The sequence below is a fragment of the Streptomyces sp. NPDC047002 genome (assembly GCF_040704505.1).
GTDB lineage: Bacteria > Actinomycetota > Actinomycetes > Streptomycetales > Streptomycetaceae > Streptomyces.
Map to the genome: position 1 here is coordinate 120,378 of NZ_JBEYWC010000002.1, position 18,203 is coordinate 138,580.

The 18,203-nt window shown below is 73.0% G+C and carries 11 protein-coding genes; 6 read left to right on the top strand and 5 right to left on the bottom strand.

Annotation, left to right across the window (positions count from 1 at the left end; translation table 11 throughout):
- Nucleotides 1-160 precede the first annotated feature (160 nt).
- The 4 genes from fxsA to fxsT all read left to right on the top strand — a co-directional run bounded on the left by fxsA (nucleotide 161) and on the right by fxsT (nucleotide 6,525).
- Complete coding sequence (gene fxsA / locus AB0910_RS03555) at nucleotides 161-421, top strand: FxSxx-COOH cyclophane-containing RiPP peptide (RefSeq protein ID WP_366742833.1); 261 nt, start codon at nucleotides 161-163, stop codon at nucleotides 419-421.
- A 243-nt stretch (nucleotides 422-664) separates the two neighbouring features.
- Nucleotides 665-1,858: an FxsB family cyclophane-forming radical SAM/SPASM peptide maturase gene (locus AB0910_RS03560; protein WP_366742834.1), complete on the top strand. Its 1,194-nt coding sequence runs from the start codon at nucleotides 665-667 to the stop codon at nucleotides 1,856-1,858.
- Between the two features lie 7 nt (nucleotides 1,859-1,865).
- On the top strand, nucleotides 1,866-3,383 hold the full coding sequence (locus AB0910_RS03565; protein WP_366742835.1) for an HEXXH motif-containing putative peptide modification protein: 1,518 nt from the start codon (nucleotides 1,866-1,868) through the stop codon (nucleotides 3,381-3,383).
- A 121-nt stretch (nucleotides 3,384-3,504) separates the two neighbouring features.
- A complete protein-coding gene (gene fxsT / locus AB0910_RS03570) occupies nucleotides 3,505-6,525 on the top strand; it encodes an FxSxx-COOH system tetratricopeptide repeat protein (RefSeq protein WP_366742836.1) in 3,021 nt (1,006 codons plus the stop codon).
- Between the two features lie 150 nt (nucleotides 6,526-6,675).
- Here fxsT and AB0910_RS03575 read toward each other — a convergent pair whose 3' ends face one another.
- The 4 genes from AB0910_RS03575 to AB0910_RS03590 form a co-directional block, all read right to left on the bottom strand.
- Complete coding sequence (locus tag AB0910_RS03575) at nucleotides 6,676-10,509, bottom strand: multifunctional oxoglutarate decarboxylase/oxoglutarate dehydrogenase thiamine pyrophosphate-binding subunit/dihydrolipoyllysine-residue succinyltransferase subunit (RefSeq protein ID WP_366742837.1); 3,834 nt, start codon at nucleotides 10,507-10,509, stop codon at nucleotides 6,676-6,678.
- Between the two features lie 406 nt (nucleotides 10,510-10,915).
- Nucleotides 10,916-12,100 (bottom strand): HAMP domain-containing sensor histidine kinase, encoded by a 1,185-nt coding sequence (locus AB0910_RS03580; protein WP_366742838.1) that lies wholly within the window; start codon nucleotides 12,098-12,100, stop codon nucleotides 10,916-10,918.
- Entirely contained in the window at nucleotides 12,097-12,834 is a 738-nt protein-coding gene (locus AB0910_RS03585; protein WP_366742839.1) for a response regulator transcription factor, read from the bottom strand. The genes AB0910_RS03580 and AB0910_RS03585 overlap by 4 nt, the downstream gene beginning before the upstream one ends.
- A gap of 140 nt (nucleotides 12,835-12,974) precedes the next feature.
- On the bottom strand, nucleotides 12,975-13,727 hold the full coding sequence (locus AB0910_RS03590) for a spermidine synthase (RefSeq protein ID WP_366742840.1): 753 nt from the start codon (nucleotides 13,725-13,727) through the stop codon (nucleotides 12,975-12,977).
- Nucleotides 13,728-14,027: 300 nt separating this feature from the next.
- Between AB0910_RS03590 and lon the strand changes: the two genes are divergently transcribed.
- Nucleotides 14,028-16,439, top strand: a complete 2,412-nt coding sequence (gene lon, locus AB0910_RS03595) for an endopeptidase La (protein WP_366742841.1) — start codon at nucleotides 14,028-14,030, stop codon at nucleotides 16,437-16,439.
- Nucleotides 16,440-16,554: 115 nt separating this feature from the next.
- Here the strand turns inward: lon and AB0910_RS03600 are convergent, their stop codons facing one another.
- On the bottom strand, nucleotides 16,555-17,445 hold the full coding sequence (locus tag AB0910_RS03600) for a lysozyme (protein ID WP_366742842.1): 891 nt from the start codon (nucleotides 17,443-17,445) through the stop codon (nucleotides 16,555-16,557).
- A 205-nt stretch (nucleotides 17,446-17,650) separates the two neighbouring features.
- Here AB0910_RS03600 and AB0910_RS03605 point away from each other — a divergent pair, with 205 nt between their 5' ends.
- Nucleotides 17,651-18,145, top strand: coding sequence for a MarR family transcriptional regulator (locus AB0910_RS03605; protein ID WP_366742843.1), 495 nt, complete (start codon nucleotides 17,651-17,653; stop codon nucleotides 18,143-18,145).
- The last annotated feature ends 58 nt before the right edge of the window (nucleotides 18,146-18,203 follow it).

Below are 18,203 nucleotides of genomic sequence, written 5' to 3' on the forward strand. Positions count from 1 at the left end.
TGAGCGGGGGACCGTACGATCAGGACACCGCCGCACCCGAGGCCGTACGCGCCACCGCCGCGGACGGCGGCCCGGCCACCGCGGACGGGACTCGACGGCGAGTGGCGCACGGGCCGGAGCGCACACCGCGACCCGCGCACGGCGACCACGGGGAGAGACCATGAGTGAACCGCTGAGCCCTGACACCGGCATCGAGAACTCCGGCACCGGAGCGGACTGCCCCGGCGCCGAGGCCGGCGCCATCGAGGCAGGGGACGCCGCGCCGCGGGACGCCGCGCCGCCGCTGCCCGACCTCTGCGAGGTCGATCTGGAGACCCTGCGCACCCTCGACCACCCCGTGCTCGCCGCGATGGTCGCGGACCTGCGCGAGCGCGCCGAGCGCCCGCGCGAGATGCTCTGGGGCTTCACGAACGCGTTCTGACCGGGGGAGCCCCGCCGCCGACCCCGCCGACCGCCTGCCACCGACCGCCCGGCATCTGTCGATTGCATATGCCGCAACTCCGGACAGCCGTACGCTTTCGGACCGGCCTGCTCGGGAACCGGACAACATCGTCCGCCCGCGGTTCGCGTCCGCCCGCCCCAGACATATCCCGTCTCGGGGTGTTCCGCACCGCAGCGGCGGCTCCCCGCCGCTTGGCGAGCCGCACAGGATCGGGGGTTCTTCGTGCCGCGCAGGGGGACACCGGGGCACACCGGCACGCCCGTGCCCTTCGGCCAGTTCGTCGTCAAGGCGCACGGCAGGTGCAACCTCGCCTGCCGCTACTGCTACCTGTACGCGGGCCCCGACCGCACCTGGCGCGCCCGCCCTGCGCGCGCGGGCGACGACGTCCTGGCCCGCACCGCCGCCCGGATCGCCGAACACGCCCGCGCCCACGCCCTGCCCGCGCTCTCCCTCGTCCTGCACGGCGGCGAGCCCCTGCTCGCGGGCGCCGACCGGCTCGCCGCCTTCGCCGACCTGGTACGCGCCTCGGTGCCCGCCGACTGCGCCGTGCACGCGTCCGTGCAGACCAACGCCACCCTCCTCGATGCCGGGCGGATCGACACCCTCGCCCGCCACCGCGTCCGCGTCGGCATCAGCCTCGACGGCGGCCTGCCCGCCCACAACGCCGCCCGCGTCGACCACGCGGGCCGCCCCTCCTGGCCCGCGGCGGCCCGCGGCGCCCGGCTGCTCGCCGAGCGCGCGCCCGACGCCTACGCGGGCGTGCTCGCCGTCGTCGACCCGCGCACCGACCCCGTCGAGTTCTACGAGTCCCTGCTGCCGCTCGCCCCGCCCGCCCTCGACCTGCTCCTCCCGCACGGCAACTGGACGAAGCCGCCGCCCGGACTGCCCGGCGGCGACCCGGCCGCCGCGCCGGGCACCACACGCCCCACCCCGTACGGCGACTGGCTCTGCGCCGTCTTCGACCGCTGGTGGGACGCGGGCAGGAGGGAGACGCGGATCCGGCTGTTCGAGGAGTGCGCGGGCCTGCTGTTCGGCCTGCCGGGCGCCACCGAGTCGCTCGGCCTCGACCCGGTGGCCGCGGTCGTCGTGGAGACCGACGGCGCGATCGAACAGGTCGACTCCCTCAAGTCCGCCTACGACGGGGCCGCGGCCACCGGCCTCGACGTGTTCGAGAACAGCTTCGACGAGGCGCTCGGCCACCCCGCCGTCGCCGCGCGCCAGGCGGGCCCCGGCGCACTCGCCCGCGCCTGCCGCGCCTGCCCGCTGCTCGCCGTCTGCGGAGGCGGCCACTACGCCCACCGCTACCGCGCGGGCCGCGGCTTTCGCCACCCTTCCGTCTACTGCGCCGACCTCGACCGGCTGATCCGGCACGCCGCAGCGCGGCTCGCCGCCGCGGCCGTCGGGAGCGGCAAGTGAGGTCCCCGTGAACGCCACCCCCACCACCGCCCCCGCAGCCGCCCCGCCGGGCCCCGTGCCCGCGCCCCTGCTGCGCGAACTCGGCCGCACCGAGGGCGGGCCGCGCGCCCTCGCCCTGCTCGTGCGCGACCAGCACGCGCGGCGGCTCGTCCGCCTCAGAGCCGTACTCGACGCGGCCGCCGCCGCGCCCCCCGGCCTGTGCACGCCCGCGGCCCGCGACCGGCTGCTCGCCGACTGGGCCCTGCTCGAAGCGGCCGAGCGCGCCGACCGGGACGCCGTACGCGCCGTCCTGCTGCACCCGATGACCGGGCCGTGGGCCCAGCGCTGCCTGTACGGACTGACGGCGGACGGCCCGGGCGCCCGGGGCGAACTCACCGCCGACCTCGCCCACTTCGGGGCCGTCGCCGCCGCCGCCGCGGTACGCGCGGGGCTCCCGTTCACCGCCGGGCTCACCGCCCGCGGCGACCTGCTCGCCCTCCCCACCCTCGGCGCCCTGCGCACCTGCCAGGGCGCCCGGGTCGACCTCACCCTCGACCGCGACGGCGTCCTGACCCTGCGCCAGGGGCCCGCCACCCCGCCCGTGGTGGTCCCCACCGCGGCGGGACCCGCCGGGGTCGCGGCCGCCGACCGGCACGGCGACCCGCGCTGGCTGCCGCTCGGCGCGCTGCCCGCCCTGCTGCCCGGCGCGCCGCCCGTGCTCCTCGACGACCTCGACCCGTACCGCACCGCGGGCAGCGGGCTCGAACGGCACGGCCTCGGCGCCGTCACCCGCCTCGACCCCGCAAGCCGCGCGGCCTGGACCGCCTCCTGGGCCGGCACCGAGGCCGTCCTGCGGGCCGGCGGCACCCACCGGGTCCAGGAGGCCGCCCTCCTGCTGCGCTGCCTGGTGCCGCTCGCGCCGCCCCCGGGCCGGGGCCCGGCAGGCGAGAGCGCATCCCACTGCAGCGGCACCCGGCGCGAGGCGTTCGGCGCCGTCCTCAGCAGCCTGCCCTCCACCCCCGCCTACCTCGCCGCGACCCTCGTCCACGAGCTCCAGCACACCAAGCTCGCCGCGCTGAGCGCCCTCGTCAGGTTGCACGAAGCGGGCCCGGCGGAAGCGTATTTCGCGCCCTGGCGCACGGATCCGCGCCCCTTCGACGGACTGCTCCAGGGCGCCTACTCCCACCTCGCGCTCGCCGACTACTGGCAGCGCTACGCCCTCGCGGCCCCCGGCACCACCGCGCGCGACCTGGCCTGGGCCGAGCACGCGCGCTGCGCCGAACAGGTGGCCGCCGTGCTGCCCGTCCTCGCGGGGTCCGACGCCCTCACCCCCCAAGGCCGCCTGCTGGTAAGCGAGATGACGGCGGTCCACGAAAGGATCGCCGCCGACCCGCCACCCCCGGGACACGCCGCCAGGGCCCGCGCCTACGTCACCACCGCACGCACACTGTGGCGCCAGCGCCACCCCACCGCGCCCTCCCCGACACCGCGCGCGGGCGGCGGCCGCGCCTCCCTGCGCGGGAGCGGGGGACGACCGGACGCATGAATCTTCCCGCCCGCCCCCAGCGGTTCGCCCCCACGTCCCGCGGAACCCCGCCAGGATCACCCTCACAAGGCCTAAGCTCGACGTCATGTCAGGTGGGCACATCATGATGGGAGACGGTTGAATGCCCGGAGCACGCAAGAGGGTTGCCGAGTCCGGGCCGCTGACCGTGACGATCAGCTTCGCCGGGTACAACCGGGTGTGGGCCGCCTGGATAGGGGACCGCCTTGAGCGCCGCGGGCTCACGGTCTCCTACCAGCGGTGGGACCCCCAGGAAGGCACCCCGCTCGCGGACTCCCTGCGCGCCCTCGCGCTCGCCCCGGGGCCCGTCCTCGTCATCCTCAGCACCTGGTACTTCCAGCTGGGCCCGCGCACCCAGGCCGAGTGGAACAGCGCCCTGACCGAGGTCGTGGCCGCCGACCCCGGCAGATTCGCCGGGGTGTCCGTCACCAACGACGCGCTGCCGCCCGCCACCGCGGTGTTCGCCGCGGCCGACCTCACCACCGTCGGCGAACAGGAGGCCGAGCGGCGCGTCCTGGCCAGGCTCGGCCTGCCCGTGGACCCGCTCCCCGCCGACCAGGCGGCGCGCGGCGGCCCGCGCTTCCCCAACGACCCCTCCGACGTGTGGGGCGGTGTGCCGCGCCGCAACACCCGCTTCACCGGCCGCGAGCCGCTCCTCAACGACATCTACCACACCCTCAGGAACGCCGAGGACAGCGCACGCGTCGTCACACTGCACGGCATGTCGGGCGTCGGCAAGACCCAGCTCGCCGCCGAGTACGTCTACCGCTTCGGCGCCGAGTACGACGTGGTGTGGTGGGCCGCCGCGGACAAGCGCGCGGTGTGCCGCCAGCGCCTCGCCCAACTCGCCCCGGAGCTCGGCCTGTCCACCGGCGTCGACTACGGCGAGCGACTGCGCGCCACCCGGATCGCGCTGCGCCGCGGCGATCCGTACGCCCGCTGGCTGATCGTCTTCGACGGCGCCGACGACCCCGAGGCCATCTGGGACCTGGTGCCCGAGGGCCCGGGCGACGTGCTCATCACGGCCCGCAACCCCGAGTGGGCCCAGCACAACAGCCTCCTGATGGAGGTCCCCGCCTACGACCGCGACGAATCGGTGTCGTTCGTCCTGCGCCGCGCCCCGCGGCTGAGCGCGCGCGAGGCCGACCGGCTCGCCGAGGCACTCGAAGACCTGCCGCTGCTGCTCGACCAGACCGCCGGCTGGCTCAACGACTCGGACATGTCCGTGGACGAGTACATCGCCCTGCTGGAGCAGGAGGGGATCGACGAGGACGTCGTACGGGTCTCACGCGACTTCCCGACCTCCTTCCCCACCAGCTGGTCGATACTGCTCAACCGCCTCAGGGAGACCGTCCCCGAGGCCGTCACCCTGCTGCGCCTGTGCGCGTTCTTCGCGCCGGGCGCCATCCCCGTGCGCCTCGTGCGCGACCTGCCCGCGCAGGAGCTGCCGGAGAGCCTGCGCGGCCTCGTCACCAACTCCGTCAGCTGGGCAGCCGCCATCAACAAGCTCCGCCAGTACGCCGTGGTGCGCGCCGCGGGCGTCGGCGACCGGGAGATCCACGAGACCATGCCGGAGGCTGGCGGCGCCGTGCCGGGCGACACCCTCTACATGCACCGGCTCGTGCACCAGATCATCCGCCAGGACATGCCGGCCGACGACCACGACGAGCTGATCGAGGTCGTACGGCGCGCGCTGGCCGCCGCCGACCCGGGACAGCCGACCGACTCCCGGATGTGGCCCGAGTACGCGGAGATCGCGCCGCACCTGCGCTGGGCCGACGTGCTCCAGACCACCAGCCCCGCCATGCACGTCCTGGTGCTCAACTGCCTCCAGTACATGCTGCACTCGGGCGAGTACCAGGCGGGCCTCACCCTCGGCAGCCGCGCCATGAAGGCGTGGAAGGAGCAGCTCGGCGACACCCACCCGCGCATCTGGGACCTCACCCACCACTACGCCAACCTGCTGCGGGCGGTCGGCGACTACGCGCACACCGAGGCGCTGGAGCGCACCGCGGTGGACCACCTCAGGGAGGCCCACGGCGCCAAGGACCTCACCCACCTGCGGGCCGCCGGCGGCCTCGCCGCCGACCTGCGCGGCCTCGGCCGCTACGACGAGGCGTACACCATCTCGCGCTGGGTCCTCGACGCCTACCGGGAGCTCCTCGGCGACCAGGACGCCAGGACCCTGAACGCGCAGAACAACGTGGCCGTCTCCCTGCGCCTCCTCGGCCGCTACCCCGACGCCCTCGACCTCGACCTGCGGACCCTCGCCGAGCGGCGGCGCCTGCTGCGGCCACGCCACCGCTGGTCCCTCTTCTCCGAGATCCACGTCTCCACCGACCAGCGCCTCCTCGGCCGCTACAGCGAGGCCGAGTCGATCCAGGGGCAGAGCGTACGGGTCCACCGCAGCGTCCTCGGCGCCGACAACCCGCAGACCCTCAACGCGGAGCACAACCTCGCCCTCACCCTCTACCGCATCGGCCGCCGCAGGGAGGCCGCGGAACTCTTCACCGGCGTTCTCGAACGCAGCGAGCGCGTCCTCGGCGAGGGCGACCCCGACACCCTGCGCTTCGCCGCGGGGCAGAGCTGCTTCGCCCGCGAGCACGGCGACATCGACCAGGCCAGAGAGATAAGCGAGCGCGTGGTGGAGGGCTACACCCTGCTGCTCGGGCCCGACCACCCCTTCCCGACGGGCGCACGCTCCAACCAGGCCCTCATCATGCGGGCCGTCGGCGAGCGCGAGCAGGCGTACGAGCTGGCCGAGCAGGCGCTCGCCGGCATGCGCGCCGCGGTCGGCGACGACCACCCGTGGACCCTGGGGTGCGCCGTCAACGCCTCCGAGATGCGCTCGCTGCGCGGCGACACCGAGTCGGCTGCCGCCCTCAACGCGGACACCGCGGCGCGTGCGGCGCAGAGCCTGGGCCGCACCCACCCCCTGACGCTCTCCGCGCGCGTCGCCACGGCGGCGGACCTGCGCACGCTCGGCAAGCGCCTCGAAGCGGACAAGACGGAGGCCGAGGCGCTCGACGACCTCGCCGCCACGCTCGGCGCGCAGCACCCGCACACGCTGGCGGCCCGCTCGCGCACCCGGCCGTACTGGGACTTCGAACCCCAGATCGTCTGAGTCCGGATCGTCCGACTTCGGATCCTCCGACCCGGGATCGTCCGACGGCGGCGCACCGCACGGCGAAGGGCCCGGCCCCGCGAGAAACGCTCCTCGCGGGGCCGGGCCCTTGTGCCGCAGCCGTCGGGCCCCAAGGCCCGCAGGGGTGCCTCAGGCGTCGAAGACCTCGTTGACCAGCTGCTCCTGCTCCTGCTCGTGGCGCTTCTTGGAGCCCACGGCGGGGGACGAGGAGTGCGGGCGCGAGATGCGGCGCAGCCGCTCGCCGTGCGGCACGTCGGCGCCGACCGCGAGGTCCAGGTGGTCGATCAGGTTGAGCGCGACGAACGGCCAGGCACCCTGGTTCGCCGGCTCCTCCTGCGCCCACAGGTACTTCTCGGCGTTCGGGAACTTCGCGATCTCCGCCTGGAGTTCGGCGCCGGGCAGCGGGTACAGGCGCTCAAGCCTGACGATCGCGGTGTCCGTCGCGCCGCGCTTCTTCCGCTCGGCGTCGAGGTCGTAGTAGACCTTGCCCGCCGTGAAGACGACCTTGCGCACCTGCGCCGGGTCGACGCTGTCGTCGCCGATCACCGGGCGGAACCCGCCGGAGGTGAACTCCTCGGTCTTCGACTGCGCGGCCTTCAGCCGGAGCATCGACTTCGGGGTGAAGACGATCAGCGGCTTGTGGTGCGGGTTGTGGACCTGCCAGCGCAGCAGGTGGAAGTAGTTCGAGGGGAGCGTCGGCACGGCCACCGTCATGTTGCCCTGCGCGCACAGCGCCATGAAGCGCTCGATGCGGGCCGACGAGTGGTCGGGGCCCTGGCCCTCGTAGCCGTGCGGCAGCAGCAGGGTGACGCCGGAGGTCTGGCCCCACTTCTGCTCGGCCGCCGAGATGTACTCGTCCACGATCGACTGTGCGCCGTTGACGAAGTCGCCGAACTGCGCCTCCCACATGACCAGCGCGTTCGGGCGGGCCAGCGAGTAGCCGTACTCGAAGCCCATCGCCGCGTACTCGCTGAGCAGCGAGTCGTAGACGTTGTAGCGTGCCTGGTCCTCCGTCAGGTACTGCAGCGGCGTGTACTCCTCGCCGCTCTGCTGGTCCACCAGGACCGCGTGGCGCTGGCCGAACGTGCCGCGGCGGGTGTCCTGGCCGGCGAGGCGCACCGGGGTGCCCTCCATCAGCAGCGAGCCGATGGCCAGCGTCTCGCCCGTGCCCCAGTCGATCGTGCCGTCGTCCACGGAGGCCGCGCGGCGCTGGAGCTGCGGCATCAGCCGCGGGTGTACGTGGATCGACTCGGGGATGTTGACCTGGGACTCGGCGATCCGCTTGACGACCTCCTGCGAGACCCCGGTCTGCACGCTCACCGGGAACTCGGCCTGCGCGTCGGGCACGACCGCCTCGGACGGCTGCGAGGTGGCCTCGCGGACCTCGGCGAAGACCTTCTCCAGCTGCCCCTGGAAGTCCTGGAGCGCCTGCTCGGCCTCTTCGAGGGTGATGTCGCCCCTGCCGATCAGCGACTCGGTGTACAGCTTGCGCACCGAGCGCTTGTTGTCGATCAGGTTGTACATCTGCGGGTTGGTGAACTGCGGGTTGTCGCCCTCGTTGTGGCCGCGGCGGCGGTAGCAGATCATGTCGATGACGACGTCCTTGTTGAACGCCTGGCGGAACTCGAAGGCGAGCCGCGCGACGCGGACCACGGCCTCCGGGTCGTCGCCGTTGACATGGATGATCGGCGCCTCGATCATGCGGGCCACGTCCGTCGCGTACATCGACGAGCGGGACGCCTCGGGCGCCGCGGTGAAGCCGACCTGGTTGTTGATGACGATGTGCACGGTGCCGCCGGTGCGGTAGCCGCGCAGCTGCGACATGTTCAGCGTCTCGGCGACGACGCCCTGGCCCGCGAAGGCCGCGTCGCCGTGCAGGGCGACCGGCAGGACGGTGAAGTCCGTGCCCGCCTTGTTGATGATGTCCTGCTTGGCGCGCGCGATGCCCTCGATGACCGGGTCGACGGTCTCCAGGTGCGAGGGGTTCGCCGCGAGCGACACCTTGATCTGCTCGCCGTCGAGGCCGGTGAACGTGCCCTCGGCGCCGAGGTGGTACTTCACGTCGCCTGAGCCGTGCATCGACTTCGGGTCGAGGTTGCCCTCGAACTCGCGGAAGATCTGCGCGTACGACTTGCCGACGATGTTCGCCAGCACGTTGAGGCGGCCGCGGTGGGCCATCCCGACGACGACCTCGTCCAGGCGCGACTCGGCGGCCGCGTCGAGGACCGCGTCGAGCAGCGGGATGACGGACTCGCCGCCTTCGAGCGAGAACCGCTTCTGGCCCACGTACTTGGTCTGGAGGAACGTCTCGAACGCCTCGGCGGCGTTCAGGCGGCGCAGGATGCGCAGCTGCTCCTCGCGCTCCGGGTTGGCGTGCGGGCGCTCCACCCGGTCCTGGATCCACTTGCGCTGCTTCGGGTCCTGGATGTGCATGTACTCGATGCCGATGGTGCGGCAGTACGAGTCGCGCAGGACACCCAGGATGTCGCGCAGCGTCATGGTCGACTTGCCGGCGAAGCCGCCGACCGCGAAGTCACGCTCCAGGTCCCACAGGGTGAGGCCGTGCTCGGTGACGTCCAGGTCGGGGTGCTTGCGCTGGCGGTACTCCAGCGGGTCGGTGTCGGCCATGACGTGGCCGCGCACCCGGTAGGAGTGGATCAGCTCGAAGACGCGGGCGGCCTTGGTGACGTCGTCGTCGTGCGAGGCGTCGATGTCCTTCATCCACCGCACGGGCTCGTACGGGATGCGCAGGGACTCGAAGATCTCGTCGTAGAAGCCGTTCTCGCCCAGCAGCAGCTGGTTGACGATGCGCAGGAACTCGCCGGAGGCGGCGCCCTGGATGACCCGGTGGTCGTAGGTCGACGTCAGGGTCATGACCTTGGAGATGCCGAGCTTGTTCAGGGTGTCCTGGGACGTGCCCTGGAACTCCGCCGGGTACTCCATCGCGCCGACGCCGAGGATGACGCTCTGTCCCGGCATCAGGCGGGGCACCGAGTGGACCGTGCCGATACCGCCCGGGTTGGTCAGCGAGACCGTGACGCCGGAGAAGTCGTCCATCGTGAGCTTGCCGTTGCGGGCGCGCCTGACGATGTCCTCGTACGCCTGCCAGAACTCGAAGAAGCCGAGCGTCTCGGCCTTCTTGATGCCCGCGACCACCAGCTGGCGGTCGCCGTTCGGCTTGACCAGGTCGATCGCGAGGCCGAGGTTGACGTGCTCCGGCTTGACCAGGGTGGGCTTGCCGTCCTTCTCGGCGAACGAGTGGTTCATCGACGGCATGGCCTTGATGGCCTGCACCATCGCGTACCCGATCAGGTGCGTGAAGGAGATCTTCCCGCCGCGGGCGCGCTTGAGGTGGTTGTTGATGACGATGCGGTTGTCGAACAGCAGCTTCACCGGGACCGCGCGCACGGAGGTCGCCGTGGGCAGTTCGAGGGAGGCGGCCATGTTCTTGGCGACGGCGGCCGAGGGGCCGCGCAGCGTCACGTACTCGGGTCCCGCCTCCGGCTCGGCGGCCGGGGCCGCCTTGGGCGCCGCGGCGGGCTTCGCGGGCTGCGCGGGGGCGGCCGGGGCCTGCACGGGCGCCGCGGGCGCCGGGGTCTGGGCCTTCGGCTGGGCCTTGGGCGCGGCCTTGGCGGGCTGTGCAGGGGCGGCGGCCCGGGCCTTCGGGGCGGCGGCCGGCTGTGCCGCGGGGGCCTGTGCGGGCGCCGCCGCTACCGGCTGCGCCGGCTTGTCCGCCGTGCCGGCGGAAGCCGTGTTGTCGGACTTGTTGTCCGGACTCCCCGGCTTGTAGTCGGCGAAGAAGTCCCACCAGGCACGGTCGACGGAGTTCGGGTCCTGGAGGTACTGCTGGTAGATCTCGTCGACAAGCCACTCATTGGGGCCGAAGGCTGCGGCAGGGTTGGCGCCCTGCCCGTCTTGGCCATCGGTCGAGATGCTCGTGTTACTGGGGGACTGAGACGACACGGCGTGAACCGCCCTCTTCCGCTTCACAAGGTGATGGACAGCGGAAATCAAGGCTACGCCTACCGAGGTCCCAGGTGCAGGCCGGATGGGCCATCGTCGCGCACGTCACATCCACTGGAGTGTTTCAGCGCACGGTTTGGCGGGAAACTAACGCGTTTTGCCAGGCCACGCTCGTAGGGCCGTCCCGGTGTCCGGGAGCACCCGCGAGCCTGACCCAGCAGATCGCCGGTGGTGCAGTCGTAGCGGCTTCCTACCCAGGTGGGGGCGGGGAGGAACCGCGCGCGGCGGAATTTTCCGGTGATCAGGGGGCGCCGCCGGCGCGCCGCCGTGACAGCCGCGCCGCGGGCGCCACCGCCCCGGCTGTGCGGCCCACGGGGTGCTGCCACCGCCCGGTGGCAGCACCCCGTCACATCCGCTCCTCCGGTACGCCCGGAAGAGTGACCCTTATCCGGCAGCCGCTGGCCGATTCGGCCACTCCTATCCGGCCGCCGTGCAGATCGACCGCCCAGCGCGCGATCGCGAGGCCGAGGCCCGTACCGCCGTCGTTGCTGCCGCCGAGCTTGGTGATCCGGCCGCGGTTGAACCGCTCGAAGACCCGGCTGCGCTCCTCCTCGGGGATGCCGGGGCCCTCGTCGCGCACCTCCAGGTGGAGCGACTCGGGCTCGGGGCCGCGCCGCGCCCGCACCGTGACCCGGCCGTGCGGCGGGCTGTGCTTCACCGCGTTGTCGATCAGGTTCGCCACGACCTGGTGCAGCCGCTCCGCGTCCGCGTACGCCGTCAGCTCCGGCGGCGACACGTCCAGGTGCAGGTGCACGTCCGTCCTGGTGTGCAGCCCCGAGCTGCTGCTCAGGCCGCGGTGCGCCGCCGCGAGGTTCGCCTCCTTCAGCACGCCCGACAGGTAGGGCCACACCTCGAAGCGGCTCGCCTTGAGCGGAACGACGCCGTTGTCGATCCTCGACAGGTCGAGCAGCGTCTCCACCAGCCGGCCGAGCCGCTCCGTCTGTCTCAGCGCCGTGCGCATCGTCTCGGGATCGGCGGCCGAGACGCCGTCCACGACGTTCTCCAGCACGGCGCGCAGCGCGGCGATCGGTGTGCGCAGCTCGTGCGACACGTTCGCGACCAGCTCTTTCCTGTGCCGGTCCACGGCCTCCAGATCGTCCGCCATGCGGTTGATCGTCGACGCCAGGTCGCCCAGCTCGTCCCGCCGGTCGGCGCCGCTGACCCGGCGCGTGTACTCGCCGTGCGAGATGCCCTTCGCGACCGTGTTCATCTCGTCGAGCGGCGCGGTCAGGCCGTGCGCCACGAACTGCGTGATCAGCAGCGTCGCGATCACCGAGAACACCGTGATGAACCGCAGCTCCGTCTTGGTGCGCAGCGCCACCATCAGCAGCCCGGTCGTGATGAAGACGGAGACGACCACCAGCGTGCCGAGCTTGGCCTTGATCGAGAAGGGCCTGACCGCCCACCGGTCGTCCCGGCCCCTCTCGCCGCTGCCCCGCCCGTGGCTGCCTTCCGCTCTTTCCGCTCTTTCCGCGGCGTCCGCGCGCCCGGCCACGCGCCCGCCGCTTCCCGGCCGGCCCGCCAGGTTCATGGCGCCGGTGTCTCCAGGGCGTAGCCGACGCCGTGGACCGTGCGGATGCGCTCCGCGCCGATCTTCCTGCGCAGCGCCTTGATGTGGCTGTCGACGGTCCTGGTGCCCGACGCGTCGGCCCAGTCCCACACCTCGGCGAGCAGCTGCTCGCGCGAGAGGACGGCGCGCGGCGTGTTCGCCAGGCAGACCAGCAGGTCGAACTCGGTCGGCGTCAGGTGCACGTCGTCGCCGCGCACCCGCACCCGGCGCTGCGCGTGGTCGATCTCCAGTTCGCCCAGCCTGAGGATGCCGCTGCGCGGTGTCACGGCGGCCAGCGCCGCGCGCTCGACGCGCCGCAGCAGCACGTGCACGCGGGCCGCGAGCTCGCGCATGGAGAACGGCTTGGTCATGTAGTCGTCGGCGCCGACACCGAGGCCGACGAGCATGTCCGTCTCGTCGTCGCGCGCCGTCAGCATCAGGACCGGGACCGGGCGCTGCGCCTGTACGCGCCGGCACACCTCGAGTCCGTCGAATCCCGGCAGCATCACGTCGAGCACCATCAGGTCCGGCTGCCACGCCTCCGCCGCGTCGACCGCGGCGGGGCCGTCGACCGCGGTCTGCACGAGGAAGCCCTCGGCCCGCAGCCGGGCCGCGATGGCGTCGACGATGGTCGCGTCGTCCTCGACGACGAGGACCCGGCGCTGAGCGCCCGGCGTGGCCGCCACTCCGGTGTGGCTGGTGTGTGTCTGCTCCATCGCCCGCCCCTGGTACGCGTTTCAACGCGCTCCGTATGCCCTTGATCCGCCGGTCTACGTCGTGGAATGCCTGGGGGGTGTCGTAGATCGCCGGATCCTGTATTTCGTGGAGCAGCGTAGAGGTAGCGGCCGCCTTTCGGCTACGCAGTGCGAACAGCGAGATGGACGACGTCCGGCACGCCCCGGGCAACCCCCACCTCTTCGTCAGCAACCCAGGTGAAACCGGCATTCCGCAACGCATCGGCAAAGGTCGCGGAGGGTTGGGCGGACCAGACGGCGAGCACCCCGGAGGGGTTCAACAGCCGCCCGCAGGCCGCGAGTCCTTCCTCTGTGTACAGACTGTCGTTGCTCTCGGTGACGGTCCAGTCCGGTCCGTTGTCGATGTCGAGGCACAGCGCGTCATACCGGTCGGCGTGCGCGCCGAAGGCGCCGCGCACGTACGCGACGAGGTCGGTGTGCAGGATCACAGTGCGCGGGTCCGCGAGCGCGGCTGCCGAGATCCGGGCGAGCGGCCCTGCGCGGTGCCAGTCGATGATCGCCTGCTCCCGCTCCACGACGGCGATCCGGCCCCAGCGGGGGTCGGCCGCGGCGTGCGCGAGCGAGAAGCCCACGCCGAGCCCGCCGATCAGCACGGAGGGCCGGGCGCCCCGCCGCTCCTCGGGCAGCGTGCGCAGCGCCGCGTCGACGAGCAGCCGCTCGGAGCGGCCGTCCGAGGTGTCCATCAGGAACATGCCGTTGGCGATGATCTCCAGCACGTCGCCCGCGCCGTCCGCGCCGTCGCCGCCTCCCGCGGGGCGGCGGCGCAGTGCGACCTCCCCGTACGGACCCTCCCGCCGGTCCAGCGTGACGGGTGCGCCGGGCGCCCGGCCCCGGGTGGTCTTCGGCTCGGACACTCACGGCTCCTGTCTCTCGTCGCTCGCGTACCGCTGCCGCCTCGCACGCCGCCGCCGTACGGGCCGACTCTCGCAGGTCGGAGCGGTCGCGCGCACCGGCGTATTCCGGCGGCCCCGCGCGGAATGGCGGGTCGGCGCGCGGCGTTCCGCCCGTACCGGCCCCACGCCCCGCGCCCCGGGGGAGCGGGCCGCGCACGGTGCGGTGATCGCTGACGGCGAACGCGCGGCCGCCCCGGGAACATCCGGCCGCCCCCCAGCATTGAGTCTGCATAGCTCAACTTGATTGCCGAAGGGGAGATCATGGCTGCCATTTCCACACCGCTCACGCTTCCCGTGCTGCCGCTCGACGACGAGGTCGTGCTGCCCGGCATGGTGGTGCCCCTGGACCTGTCCGACACCGAAGTCCGCGCCGCCGTCGAGGCCGCACAGGCCGCAGCACGCACGGAGGGGGCCGGTGCGGGAAAGCCGCAGGTGCTGCTGGTGCCGCGCATCGACGGCTCGTACGCGTCGACCGGCGTGCTCGGCACCGTCGAACAGGTCGGACGGCTCTCGGACGGCGACCCCGGCGCCCTGATCCGCGGCCGCGGCCGCGTGCAGATCGGTGCCGGTACGAGCGGACCCGGTGCCGCCCTCTGGGTGGAGGGGATCGCCATCGAGGAGACCGTGCCGGAACCGCTGCCGGGCGCCGTGGCGGAACTCGTGAAGGAGTACAAGGCGCTCGCCACCGACTGGCTGAAGAAGCGCGGCGCCTGGCAGGTCGTGGACCGCGTCCAGCAGATCGACGGCGTGTCGGCGCTCGCCGACAACGCGGGCTACTCGCCGTTCCTTTCCACCGCCCAGAAGGTGGAGCTGCTGGAGACCACCGACCCGGTCGCCCGGCTCAGGCTCGCCACGAAGCAGCTGCGCGAGCACCTCGCCGAGCAGGACGTGGCCGAGTCCATCGCGAAGGACGTCCAGGAGGGCGTCGACAAGCAGCAGCGCGAGTTCCTGCTGCGCCGCCAGCTGGAGGCCGTGCGCAAGGAGCTGCGCGACCTCGACGGCGGCGGCGAGGACGACGAGTCCGACGACTACCGCGCCCGCGTTGAGGCGGCCGACCTGCCGGAGAAGGTCCGCGACGCGGCTCTCAAGGAGGTCGACAAGCTGGAGCGGGCGAGCGACCAGAGCCCGGAGGGCTCCTGGATCCGCACCTGGCTCGACACCGTGCTCGAACTCCCGTGGAACGAGCGCACCGAGGACGCGTACGACATCCGCGGCGCCAAGGAGATCCTGGACGCCGAGCACGCGGGCCTCGACGACGTGAAGGAGCGCATCACCGAGTACCTCGCGGTGCGCAAGCGCCGCGACGACCGCGGCCTCGGGGTCGTCGGCGGGCGCCGCGGCGGCGCCGTGCTCGCCCTGGTCGGGCCGCCGGGAGTCGGCAAGACCTCGCTCGGCGAGTCCGTGGCGCACGCGATGGGCCGCACGTTCGTCCGCGTCGCGCTCGGCGGCGTGCGGGACGAGGCGGAGATCCGCGGCCACCGGCGCACCTACGTCGGCGCGCTGCCCGGCCGCATCGTCCGCGCCATCAAGGAGGCCGGTTCGATGAACCCGGTGGTCCTGCTCGACGAGATCGACAAGGTCGGCTCCGACTTCAGGGGCGACCCGGCCGCCGCCCTCCTCGAAGTGCTCGACCCCGCGCAGAACCACACCTTCCGCGACCACTACCTGGAGGTCGAGCTCGACCTCTCCGACGTGGTCTTCCTGGCCACGGCCAACGTCCTCGAAGCCGTCCCCGAGGCCCTGCTCGACCGCATGGAGCTGGTCACCCTCGACGGCTACACCGAGGACGAGAAGGTCACGATCGCCCGCGACCACCTGCTGCCCAGGCAGCTGGAGCGCGCGGGCCTCGAACCCGGTGAGGTCGCCATCGGCGACGACGCGCTGCGCAGGCTGGCGGGCGAGTACACCCGCGAGGCGGGCGTGCGGAACCTGGAGCGCGCGATCGCCAGGCTGTTGCGCAAGGTCGCCGCGGAGCACGAGCTCGGGGACCGCGAGCTGCCCGCCGCGCTCGGCGCCGAGCACCTGCGCGCGCTGATCGGCCGGCCGCACCACGTGCCCGAGTCCGCCACCGACCCGGCGGAGCGCCGCACCGCGGTGCCGGGCGTGGCGACGGGCCTCGCGGTCACCGGCGCGGGCGGCGACGTCCTCTTCGTCGAGGCGTCGCTCGCCGACCCGGAGACCGGCGGCGCGGGGCTGACCCTGACCGGCCAGCTCGGTGACGTGATGAAGGAGTCCGCGCAGATCGCCCTCTCCTACCTGCGCTCGCACGGCGCGGAGTTCGGGCTGCCGGTCGGCGACCTCAAGGACAGGGGAGTGCACATCCACTTCCCGGCCGGCGCGGTCCCGAAGGACGGCCCGAGCGCGGGCATCACGATGACCACGGCCCTCGCGTCGCTGCTCGGCGGCCGTCAGGTGCGCGAGGACGTCGCGATGACCGGCGAGGTCTCCCTGACCGGCCGGGTCCTGCCCATCGGCGGCCTGAAGCAGAAGCTGCTGGCCGCGCACCGGGCGGGCATCACGACGGTCGTGATCCCCAAGCGCAACGAGCCCGACCTCGACGACGTGCCCGCCGAGGTCCTGGAGAAGCTGGACGTCCACCCCGTCACCGACGTCCGCCAGGTCCTCGACCTGGCCCTCACCCCGGCCGACGTCCAGGTCGCCGCGGCGGCCTGACGCCGGTACGGCGCCGAGGGGCATGACCGCCCGCCCCGGGGCCCCTCCGGGGCGGGCGCGCGTCCGCCCGCCGCCCCCGGAAGCAGCGCTTCCGGGGGCGGCGGGGCGGGACGGGTCAGCCGTTGGCCAGTGCGCGGAGGCGGTCCAGGGAGCCGTTGAACTTGTCGTGGTCGCCTACGACAGGGCCCGAGGACGTGTACTGCCAGATCGTCTGGAAGCCCCAGCCCTTGGGCAGCGTGCCGGGCGAGGTGTTGTAGCGGGCGACCCACAGGGGGTTCGTCTTCGCGAAGCCCGCGTAGTCGCCGGTGCACTGCTTCCACCAGGTGGTGGCCGTGTAGATCACCGCGTCGCGGCCCGTGCGGGCCTTGTAGGTCGTGGCGAAGTCCTTGATCCAGCTGACCATCTTCGCCTTCGAGAGGCCGTAGCAGGCCGCGCCGTACGGGTTCCACTCGATGTCCAGGACGCCGGGCATCGTCTTGCCGTCCTTCGACCAGTTGCCGCCGTGCTTGACGAAGTAGTCCGCCTGGTTGGCGCCGCTGGAGGTGTCGGGGGCCGCGAAGTGGTACGAGCCGCGGATCAGGCCGGCCTTGTACGAGCCGGTGTACTGCTGGTTGAACGTGGTGCTCTGGTAGTAGTTGCCCTCGGTCGCCTTGACGTAGGCCCACTTCACGCCCGACTTGGCGAGGGAGGACCAGTTCACGCTCCCCTGGTGGCTCGAGACGTCGACCCCCTCCGTCTGGGCGACCGCGAGGCCGCGGTCGGCGATGGGCGCCCGGCCCTCGCCGTCGTGGGCGACGACGCCCATGCCCATGTACGCGGTGCCGCGCGCCGGCGCCGCGTCGGCGAGCGGTGACGCCGCCCGTCCTGGCGCCGGTGGGAGGGGGGAGACCTCGGCGGTGGCGACGCCGGGGAGGGTGAGCGGGAGGGCGAAGGTGGCCAGGAGCGCCGCGGACGCCGCGTACAGGGTGCGGCGGCTGCTGCGCGTTCCGGGTCTGCGCACGGACATTGCGTGCCTCCGAAAACCTTGGTGGGGGGATCTCTTGACGGGTCGACAATCCGTCAAAGGGGGACATGTCACCCTGAAACGCTACGGACACCGCCGCGCGGCCGCAGCCCCACCACGCTGCTGCTGATGGACTAAACCTGCGAAAATACGGAGAGCCACGGCAAGGGCCGCGGCTTCGGACTCCTCGGGAGCGGGAAAGCGCGCGATGGCAGCTGACGTGCACGGCGGCGGTACGGAGAGGGGACTCGTGTCCGCGGACGGGAGCCAGGTGACCCCCGAGTTCCTCGACCTGGAACGCGAACTGGCGGTCTTCCTCCGCCGTGCCAGGGCCAATTCGGGCGAGATGGCCCGCGAGGTGCACCCCGATCTCGAACCCTCCGCCTACGGCCTGCTCGTCCGCCTCGAGGAGAGCGGGCAGCAGCGCGCGACCGAGCTCTCCGCGTACTTCGGGGTCGGCAAGGCGACCATGAGCAGGCAGCTGAGGGCGCTCCAGGAGCTGGGGCTGATCGCCCGGGAGCCCGACCCGGCGGACGGCCGCGCCTCGCTGGTGCGGATCACGGACGAGGGGCTCGACAGCTTCCGCCGGGTCAGGGACGCCCGCAGGGGCCGCTACGTGCAGAAACTCGCCGACTGGGACCGCGGCGAGATCGCCGAGCTCGCCCGTCTCCTGCACCAGCTGAACGCCCGTTTCGCGGCCTGAAGGACCCGGTCGGGACGGGCGTTCGCACCGGCCGGTTCCGTGCCCCGGCCGCCGTCCC